Source organism: Nostoc sp. NMS9 (genome assembly GCF_017114995.1).
GTDB lineage: Bacteria > Cyanobacteriota > Cyanobacteriia > Cyanobacteriales > Nostocaceae > Nostoc.
In genome coordinates this window covers 173,660-183,978 of record NZ_JABXKL010000092.1, presented here as the reverse complement: position 1 = coordinate 183,978, position 10,319 = coordinate 173,660, and the positions used below count along the sequence as shown (strand labels likewise).

Here is a 10,319-nt window from a genome sequence, read left to right as displayed (position 1 = left end):
AATCCACAACTGCTGTTTGAAGATGTCGCTACAAATGAATTGACCTATATTCAGATAGACACGACAGAGAATACTGTGGATGAACTATCAGAAACTATCAGTTTTGAGGAAAATTCAGATTCAGCATCACCCGAAGCACAGCCAGGTGATTTGTTCGACTCTGAGGATGTTGCTACAAATGAATTGACCTATATTCAGATGGACACTACAGAGAATACTGTGGATGAACTATCAGAAACCGTCAGTTTTAGGGAAAGTTCAGATTCAGCATCACCCGAAGCACAGCCAGGTGATTTGTTCGGCTCTTTCGATGAAAATCCGCAACTGCTGTTTGAAGATATCGCTACAAATGATTTTACCTATATTCAGATGGAAACCACAGAGAATACTGTGGATGAACTATCAGAAACCGTCAGCTTTGGGGAAAGTTCAGATTCAGCATCACCTGAAGCACAGCCAGGTGATTTGTTCGGCTCTTTCGATGAAAATCCACAACTGCTGTTTGAAGATGTCGCTACAAATGAATTGACCTATATTCAGATGGACACCACAGAGAATACTGTGGATGAGCTATTAGAAACTATCAGTTTTGGAGAAACTTCAGATTCAGTCCAGACAAGCCCAGAAGTTTTAGAGACTGAGGAAAATAATAATTTAGAAACTACCTTTGATGTAAGAGAAAATACAGTTATTGAAAATAATTTATTGTTTATAGAAACCACTGAAATAGTTGCTCAAGAAGATGAATTTGCAGACTTGGCAGCATTATTAGGAGAGGAAGTAGCACCCATCCCCAAAGCTAAGAAGATACCAGAAGTAGATTTTGCTGCCTTGGAAGACTTGCTAAGTACAGATAACAATAGCGATGTCTACGACGAGCTACGCCAACGCCAGCCTTTCAACACTCAACCAGTCCTAGCTAAAAATGCTATTCCATCACCAGCCATAAAAGACGAATTTGGTGACTTAGAGAAGTTGCTGGCAGAAGCGAATCAAACAATATCCCATTCAAGTGTAGTAAAATCGAACACCAACAAAACTACTGGCCCCTCTACTCGTCGGGCTGCGAGATTTGAAGAAACAATGAAGGTTCCAGTTAAGCAACTGGACGATATGAGTAATTTAGTTGGGGAGTTGGTGGTAAACCGCAATACCTTAGAGCAGGATCATGAACGACTGCGACAGTCATTAGATAACTTGCTGATTCAGGTACAACAACTCTCAGATGTAGGTGCAAGGATGCAGGAGTTGTATGAGCGATCGCTACTGGAAGCGTCTCTGTTAGCTGGACGCAAAAAGAAAGACCCCGGCGGCTTACAAGCCCCTGATTCCAATGCCGATCGGGGTTTTAGCGAACTAGAAATGGATCGTTTTACTCCCTTCCACACACTCTCACAGCAGATGATTGAGCGCATTGTACGAGTGCGTGAGTCGGCTAGTGACATTGATTTTGTTACCGAAGAAACCGAACGAGTCGCAAGGCAGTTCCGCCAAGTAACCACCCAGCTACAAGAGGGATTAACGAGAGCGCGAATGGTGCCTTTTGCTCAAACTATTGATCGCTGGCGGCGAGGAGTGCGCGACAACGCCATTAAGTGTGGCAAACAAGTAGAGTTGGTGATCGAAGGTGGCGATACCTTAATTGACAAGATGATTTTGGATCATCTTACCGATCCACTGACTCACATGCTGAATAATGCGATCGCTCACGGTATTGAAACGCCAGAAGAGAGACAAGCTGCTGGTAAACCACCTGTAGGAATTATTACTATCCGTGCCTTCCACCAAGGCAACCAAACGATCATTTCCGTAGGCGATGATGGCGCAGGCATCGATTCGGCAAGGGTTAAGGCTAAGGCGGTGAAGATTGGTATGCTTACAGAAGCGCAGGCAAAAGCCATGTCTCGTCTGGAAGTCTACGATCTGCTGTTCCAGTCTGGTTTTACGATCAAAGACCAAGCCGATGAAATTTCTGGTCGTGGTGTGGGTATGGACGTAGTGCGCTCCGAAATTAGCGAAATTCGGGGAACAGTCAACACCGATTCTGCGATCGGCAAGGGAACCACCTTCACCATTCGTTTACCACTGACTCTAAGTATTTGTAAAGCTCTCTGCTGCGTCTCAGATCGCGCTAGGATCGCCTTCCCAATGGACGGTGTAGAAGATACGCTAGATATTCCAGTCAAAAATATTCAGCATGATGCCAATGGGCAATCATTTATTTCCTGGCGCGATACGGTGCTACCATTCCGACCTCTGAAGGAACTTTTAACCTTCAATCGCCAAATCAGTCGTGGTAATGTCTATGGCGGTACTAGAGATGATGATATGGTTTCTGTGGTTGTGGTGCGATCGGCAAATACCCTGATTGCTCTACAGATTGACTTGGTGTTAAGCGAACAAGAAATTGTAATTAAGCAATTTGAAGGACCAGCACCTAAACCCATTGGTGTAGCTGGTGCTACAGTTTTGGGTGATGGTCGGATTATGCCCATTGCTGACGTACTGGAAATAATTGACATCTTCCAAGGACGGATTTCTACACAAACTGGTGGCAATTCTTGGCAACAAAAACTCACTCCTCCAGATACCTCTCCCGCGAAGATTGACCCGACAGTGCTGATTGTCGATGACTCAATCACAGTCCGAGAATTACTATCCCTGACATTTAACAAAGCAGGTTATCGCGTAGAACAGGCACGTGACGGTCAGGAAGCTTGGGATAAACTCCGCTCTGGTTTGCCTTGCGATATCGTATTTTGCGATATTGAAATGCCCCGTTGCGATGGACTGGAATTACTCTCTCGCATCCAGAAAGACTCTAACCTTAACCACTTACCGATCGCTATGCTCACCTCGCGGGGTGCAGACAAGCACAGACAAATCGCTGCTCAACTCGGTGCTAGTGGCTACTTTACTAAGCCCTATCTCGAAGAAGCTCTACTTGAAGCCGCAGCGCGGATGCTCAAAGGAGAGAAGCTCGTTAACTAAATCAACCAAAAGACTTCGATTTTAGGGAAAACTCTACACGCTTCTACTTCGATTAAAGCTGATACTATTTTTTAGTAGTACAATTGTTCTATAAGCAAAAATAGCACGTATTGCCCCGTCAGAAGCCGGGGCTTTCCCTTTGAGAACAATTAGAGTGTATACTCCAAGTCTTAGGTCTATCTTTGTAATATGTAACGAAGCACTTTGACCTAAGACTATGCCTTCTTCTGAAAAATCTCTCACTTACCCAACCAGCTATAAGAGCAATCAAGCCGATAATTACCACGGTACTTTAGTCGCAGATCCTTACCGTTGGTTAGAAGATCCTGACTCTGAAGAAACAAGAACTTGGATTGAGGCACAAAATCAAATTACTTTTGGCTACCTGAGTGAAATTCCTGCTAGGGAAAAAATTAAACAGCGCCTCACCAAACTTTGGGATTATGAAAAATACGGTATTCCTTTTAAAGAAGGCGACCGCTACTTTTATTTCAAAAATGACGGACTGCAAAATCAAAGTGTCTTTTACACCTTGAAAACTCTCGACGACCAACCCCAAGTTTTACTCGATCCCAACAAACTCTCAGAAGATGGCACTGTTGCTCTTTCGGGATTGTCGATTAGCGAGGATGGTAAACTTTTAGCTTATGGTCTATCCTCCTCTGGTTCTGATTGGCAAGAGTGGAAAGTACGTGATGTTGAAACTGGTGAAGACCTCCAAGACCACCTGAAGTGGATTAAATTTTCTGGTGCATCTTGGACACATGATCATCAAGGTTTTTTCTACAGTCGCTACGATGAGCCAAATGAAAAAACTCGATTAGAAGATGTCAATTATTATCAGAAACTCTACTATCATCAACTAGGTAAACCTCAATCAGAAGACGTACTAATTTATCATCGTCCTGACCAAAAAGAATGGGGCTTTAGTGGTGGCGTTACTGAGGATGGACGCTATCTAATAATTTCAATTTGGCTAGGCACTGACTCTAAAAATTTAGTTTTTTCCAAAGATTTAACTAATCCTAATGCGGAAGTCGTAGAACTAATTAACCAATTTGAGGCAGATTATAGCTTTATCGACAATGATGATAGCGTCTTTTATTTTCGTACAGATTTAAATGCACCACGGGGAAGAGTTATTGCAATTGACACGAAAAACCCTGCATCAGAAAATTGGCAAGAAATTATTCCCCAATCTGCGGAAACTTTGGAAAGTGTCGGTATACTTAATAATCAGTTCGTTGCTGATTACCTCAAAGATGCTCACAGTCAAATCAAAATTTTTGACCTCAAAGGTGTGTTTATTCGAGAGGTAGAACTACCCGGACTCGGTTCAGCCGGAGGCTTTGGTGGTAAGCGTTATGATACTGAAACTTTCTATAGTTTTACCAGCTTTACCATACCAGGCACTATTTATCGCTACAACATGGTGACAGGAAAAAGTGAGATTTTTCGTCAACCACAGGTAGATTTTAATCCTGATGAGTACGAGACAAAACAAGTCTTTTATCACAGCAAAGATGGTACTAGAGTACCAATGTTTATTACGCACAAAAAGGGCATTAAATTAGATGGAAATAACCCCAGTTATCTCTATGCTTATGGTGGTTTTAATGCTTCAATGACACCTGGCTTTTCTGTGAGTCTTTTGGTGTGGATGGAGATGGGTGGTGTCTATGCTATGCCTAATATCCGCGGCGGTGGAGAATACGGCGAAGAATGGCATCAAGCAGGAATAAAAGATAAAAAGCAGAATGTCTTTGATGACTTTATTGGAGCTGCTGAGTGGTTGATTGCTAACAAGTATACTAAGACTGAGAAGCTAGCGATCGCAGGTGGTAGTAACGGCGGTTTATTAGTGGGTGCTTGCATAACGCAACGTCCCGATTTGTTTGGTGCAGCTTTACCAGCAGTCGGCGTCATGGATATGTTGCGGTTCCACAAATTTACCATCGGTTGGGCTTGGACTTCCGAATATGGTTCTGCGGATAATCCAGAAGAGTTTCCAGCCCTGTATGCTTATTCACCATTACACAACATCACACCAAACACAGCTTACCCAGCAACCTTAATTACCACAGCCGATCATGACGATCGCGTTGTCCCTGCTCATAGTTTCAAATTTGCCGCTGCTTTGCAAGAGGCTCACGCAGGCGATGCGCCAACGCTAATTAGAATTGAGACTAAAGCAGGACATGGCGCAGGTAAACCCACGGCTAAAATTATCGAAGAAGCCGCAGACAAATGGGCTTTTTTGGTACGTGCTTTAGATGTGAAATTTTAGTAACTTTGTCGGGTGGGCATTGCCTACCCTACGAGACTAAACTAACTATCGCCCTGACTAACTTTTCTGGCTCTACAGGTTTTGTAATGTGAGTTTGAAATCCTACCTGAAGCGCTCTTTGTTGGTCAATTTCTGCGGCATAAGCGGTTAGTGCGATCGCCCGAATGCTTCCTCCTTGATTCGGTGGGCGAGATCGAATCTGCTGCATCAGCATATAGCCGTCCATCTCAGCCATACCGATGTCACTCACTAGGACGTCAGGAGTGAACTGCTCTAGAGCTTGCAAAGCTTCTAAGGCAGAAGCGACAGCTGTCACATTTGCACCGCTTTGTGACAGCACAAATGCCTGAAATTCGCGGGTATCGGTATCGTCATCCACCAGCAAAATTTGAACGCCGTCTAAAGGCACTTCTGCTTCTGTCTGTGTGTGTATTATTTGCTCAGATGGAATCAATGTTGCCTGCTGCATGACAGGTAATTGGATGATGAAGGTTGCGCCTTGATTCTCACCCTGACTTTCTGCTGTCACCGTCCCCCCGTGCATTTCTACAATTTGTCGCACGATCGCTAGCCCCAATCCCAAGCCGCCAAATTTGCGTGTCGTTGAGCCGTCTTCTTGGCGAAAATACTCAAATATATGGGGCAAAAACTGTGAATTGATGCCCTTGCCAGTATCGATTACCCGAATCTGAGCTAGCCCGTCGAGTTGCCGCAGTTCAACGGTCACTTGTCCATTGTTGGGTGTGAACTTAACTGCATTGGTAAGCAAATTCCACATCACTTGTTGCAAGCGGGCTGCATCACCAGAAATCGGAGCGATCTCAGAGTCAAGATCGAGAGCGATCGCAATATTTTTTGCTTCTGCTGCCAAACGCACCGTTTCAACGGCGGCAGAAATCACAAAGGTCAAACTGACCAAAGCCGCTGTTAAGTTGAGTTTACCCTGCATGATGCGGGAGATGTCGAGCAAGTCTTCGATTAGTCGCGTCTGTAGATTGGCATTGCGCTCGATAGTTTTCAAGGCTTCAGCTCTACGAGCTTCGCTCAGTTTGCCGTTTTGTAGTAAGTGCGTCCAGCCCAAGATCGGGTTGAGAGGCGATCGCAATTCATGGGACAGCACTGCCAAAAACTCATCTTTAATCCGGTTGGCGCGATCGGCTGCTTCTCTTGCAGCTTGTTCACGGGCAAAGAGTTGTTCTCGTTCTGCCTGAATGCGTTTTTGCTCAGTGATATTGAGTACAGTGCCGACAAAGCGTTGTGGATTGTCGGCAGCATCAAAGTAAGCCTGTCCTCTTGCGGCAATCCACCGTTCAACCTTATCCTGAATCCCGATCGTGCGATATTCTACGTCATACTTGCCGCTGCTTTTTGGATTCAAAGTCCATTGCAGCACCTGTTCTAGTCGTTCGCGATCGTCAGGGTGCAGTCCGGCAAAAAAGACCTCAATGCTGCTCTCGGCTTCTGGTGGTAAGCCAAACATGGCTTTGCAACCCTCATCCCAAATCAATTGGTTGGTAATGAGATTCCAGTCCCAGGTGCCTAATTGGGCAGCTTCGATCGCCATGCGGAAGCGGTTTTCACTGTCGCGCAGTGCTGCTTCGGTGCGGGCGCGTTCGATCAGCGGAGCGACACGCGCTGCAACGTTTTCCAGCAACAACATCTCATCCGCCTTCCAATGGCGCGGCTTGTTGGAACTGACTCCGATCGAAGCTACCCAACGCCCTTCACGGACAAACGGTGCGATGACGTAGGATTGCATATTGATCAGCGTGTAATTGTCGGCGAAATCCTTTGTCCACGGATGCACGTTCACGTCGTCAATCCCGAACGGTAAACGTGCCGCCGTTTCCCACCATTCCTTCGCGCCGAAAAGGGAAAGGTCATAAGTTCCGGCAAGATCCGATCCGTCGAGCCGCCAATCGGGTAGAACCGTTACCTGGCTGCCGTCCGGCGTGACATCAAGATAATAGCAGCGATGCCCGTTCAAAAACGTTCCGACTTCGCGCGTGACGATGCGGTTGATTTCCACTGCATCCGTCACCGTGCCGAGTCTTCGGCTTAACTCGGTCAAAAACTCCACTTGTCGTTCGGCTTGTTTGCGCTGAGTGATGTTGCTGAAAATAATCGCGACTTTATGCTCTTCCGGCTCGTCCACCGGGAAAGCGTACAAATCGAACCAGAACCCCATCGCTTCGGAACTGTTGACCCACCGTTCTGGCTGTCTTGTTTTGACGACTTTTCCGAGAGTTTCTGCCCAGTGCGGCTCAATGTCTGGCACCAACTCGCGGATGGTTTTGCCAATTGCGTTTTCGAGCGCGGTGATGTTCAAGAACGCCGGATTGGTTTCAAGAAAGCGGTAGTCAACTGCCTTTCCGGCATCGTCGAATAAAACTTCGACCAGACAAAAACCTTCGTCAATCGAATCGAACAGCGTGCGGTATTTCTCCTCCGATTCGCGCAAGGCTGCTTCAGCGCGGGCGCGTTCGACTGCCGCCCAAGTGCGCTCGGCTACTTCTTCCGCCAAGAATATCTCATCTGGTGTCCAAGCTCGCGACCCGGATGTATGAACTGCCAGCCCAGCTACAAATTCGCCCCTCTTGACTAGGGGTATACCGATGTAAGCACCGATCTGGATCGCGGCATAGGCTGCTCGCTGATCTGGGGACAGGTTGGGATCGGCTTCCACATCAGACGCGGACACGGCGCGACCAGTGCGGTAGGCTGCGAGTAGCTTCGGCCCGAACGAATCAACCGGGTAGTTGCCAGCGAGTGCTTCGGCTCCGTTAACATAATCACGCTCAACGACGTAATCAGCGCCGCGAACCTCGAAGTACACCACACGGTTCGCGCCGAGATACTCGCCAAGAACACGGCTGGCCGTAGCCTGAATCTCTACTGGGTCGGCAAGTGGGCGGAGTGCGTCGGTGAGAGAGACGCGGAAAGCATTAAATTCGGCGGTTCGCCGCGAAAGTTCTTCTGAGAGTTTGCGATCGCTAATATCTTTGAAGACAATGGCAACTTTTCGCGCTTGGGCTTCACCCATGCGACAGGCATAGACATCGAACCATCGGTTCATTGCCAGAGAGCCATTTTCAAAGCGAGCAGGTTCACCCGTTAGAGCAACTTGACCGTAAATCTGAATCCAATGGTCTTCTAAATCTGGAACTAACTGACGCGCCGTTTTCCCGACTGCTTGTCGAAGTCCCGTTTGTTGCTCAAAGGTGGGATTGATCTCTAAGAAGCGGTAGTCGCTGGCGCGAAGCGTACTGCCGGAGGCACTCGGTGTATCATTTTCGTCAAATAGCACTTCAATAATGCAGAAGCCTTCGTCAATCGACTCAAACAGCGTCCGGTAGCGTTCTTCGGATTGACGCAGGGTTGCGGCAGTTTGAATCTGCTCGGTAACATTCCTGAAATAAACGGTGATGCCGTTTGGGGCGGGGTAGGTGCGAACTTCGTACCAGCGATCGTGATCCGGGTAAAACGCGGTCATTGACGCAGCCACACGATCGCGCATGGTGCTCCAGTAGACCTGCGCCAACTCATTGTCAATCAGTCCTGGATACTCTGACCACAAATTCTTGCCAACTAAATCGCCTGGAGTGCGATCGAGTAGTGTTTCGGCAGATGGATTCATATAGGTAAACTGCCAGTTCTCATCCAGTGCAAAGAAGGCTTCAGCGATGCTCTCCAGAATATTTCGAGCCTGCTTCTCGCTTTGGCGCAAAGCTTGCTCTACTTGTTTGCGATCGGTGATGTCCCGCGTCACGCCTGCGACTGCATCTACTGCGCCGTTTATGCCCAAAAGTGGCACGAAAATGTATTCATAGGCGCGCGTGCCGATGGCGCTAGTGTAGGGCGTTTCGTCCTTGAGCGGCTGGCGCGTGGCGATCACCTGTTGAATCTGCTGCTGAAGTCGGGTCGCTAAATCCGTTGGATAATCCAGCTCAAAAAAGTTTTTTCCCAAAGCTTTATCCGAAGTTTTCTGCCAAAGATTGAGCAACGCCGGGCTGACATACGTGAACCGTCCCGCCAAATCAAAGGTGTAAATAAAATCGGGAATTGCAGCGACGAGCGCGTCGAACTTCCGCAGTTGCCGTTTGAGTTCGGTGCGGCTCTCGCCTAATGCTGTTTCAGCACGGGCACGCTCGACAGCTGCCCACGTCTGTTCTGCTGTTTCCTCGACTCGTTTCACCTCGTCTTCCGTCCACGGGCGAGGGTTTGCCTGATGCACCGCCAGCAAGGCGACAAATTGATCGTTCTTGATCAGCGGCACATCAATATGTGCGGCAATATCAATCGTTTGATACATTGCCTTCTGGCTGGCTGTGTATTTAGAGTAGTTTGCCACATCAGGAACGATCGCCGTTTGCCCCGCTCGATGGTCGTCCACCAGGTTGCGTCCGAAGTCTTCCAGATGGTACAGCCCGTTCAGTTCGGCAACACCGTTTGTGTAGTTCTTGTGAACGATGGCCTCCTTGCCGTTCGGTGACACTTCAATGTAAATGACGCGGCTTGCGCCTAGAGACTCACCCAGAATGAGGGCAGCGATCGCCTGAATTTCATTAGCATCACTCAGCGGGCGTAGCGCATTGGTGAGCTTGACTCGAAACGCATCGGCTTGGACAGCTTGAGGCAAGGCATATGTTGATGTGCGCCCTAGCAGCAGATCGGATTCTAGCTGCTGGGCTTGATCTAGTTCTGTTAACAGGAGCTGCACAGCCGTTTTTAGGTTGTCCGACCAGGTTTCGACGGCCCCTAGCGGCGTTTGCGACCAATCGTGCGATCTCAACAATGCACCGATCTCGCCGCCACCAACAAAGAGGTTTTCAGCCTTTGTGCGATCGGCAGCCCATCCCCGGCGGTGTCGCATCTCCCGTTCTAAAGCCTTAACTATTAAATCATTAAATGATTCACTGCCTTCCTTGAGTTTCCTGGCTTTTGCAAGCAAGTCAGGCGGAAAACAGATTGTTAAGGCTTCGTGTTCCATAGCAATGAGTGTAACCAGATATTGATATTATTTATTGTATTCTGCCCATAG

3 protein-coding genes are annotated in these 10,319 nt (G+C 47.6%); 2 read left to right on the top strand and 1 reads right to left on the bottom strand.

Annotated features, from left to right (window positions below):
• Both HWQ40_RS31205 and HWQ40_RS31200 read left to right on the top strand, forming a co-directional pair.
• Window positions 1-2,991, top strand: a 2,991-nt coding sequence (locus tag HWQ40_RS31205) for a response regulator (RefSeq protein WP_292785730.1), incomplete at its 5' end; no start/stop codon positions are given.
• A gap of 217 nt (window positions 2,992-3,208) precedes the next feature.
• Window positions 3,209-5,278 (top strand): prolyl oligopeptidase family serine peptidase, encoded by a 2,070-nt coding sequence (locus tag HWQ40_RS31200; RefSeq protein ID WP_292785728.1) that lies wholly within the window; start codon window positions 3,209-3,211, stop codon window positions 5,276-5,278.
• A gap of 28 nt (window positions 5,279-5,306) precedes the next feature.
• Here HWQ40_RS31200 and HWQ40_RS31195 read toward each other — a convergent pair whose 3' ends face one another.
• Window positions 5,307-10,268, bottom strand: coding sequence for a PAS domain S-box protein (locus HWQ40_RS31195; protein WP_292785727.1), 4,962 nt, complete (start codon window positions 10,266-10,268; stop codon window positions 5,307-5,309).
• Window positions 10,269-10,319: the final 51 nt, after the last annotated feature.